This window comes from Caldalkalibacillus salinus, from assembly GCF_016745835.1.
GTDB classification, from domain to species: domain Bacteria; phylum Bacillota; class Bacilli; order Caldalkalibacillales; family JCM-10596; genus Caldalkalibacillus_A; species Caldalkalibacillus_A salinus.
In genome coordinates, this window is sequence record NZ_JAERVL010000011.1 from 1 (window position 1) to 221 (window position 221).

The 221-nt window shown below is 48.0% G+C and carries 1 protein-coding gene; it reads right to left on the bottom strand.

Going from position 1 to position 221, the window contains the following annotated elements:
- On the bottom strand, positions 1 to 221 hold a 221-nt coding region (locus JKM87_RS08080), incomplete at both ends, for a GLUG motif-containing protein (RefSeq protein WP_272899190.1).

Genomic DNA, 221 nt, shown 5'->3' on the forward strand with positions numbered 1-221 from the left:
TCTATTGTCCCGTTAGAGCTAGACCCTACAGCTCCTCCAATATGATTACCTGTCGCATGCACATCTACTACAGCATAACTATCTCTTATATTGGATTTGTAAATTCTACCTACGAGACCGCCGCTGTGCCCGACGCCTTCCACTTCTCCTACAGCACCACTACTCTTAATCTCGGCACCGTTTCTGATATAACCAACGAGGCCGCCTACGTAGTTTTGGCC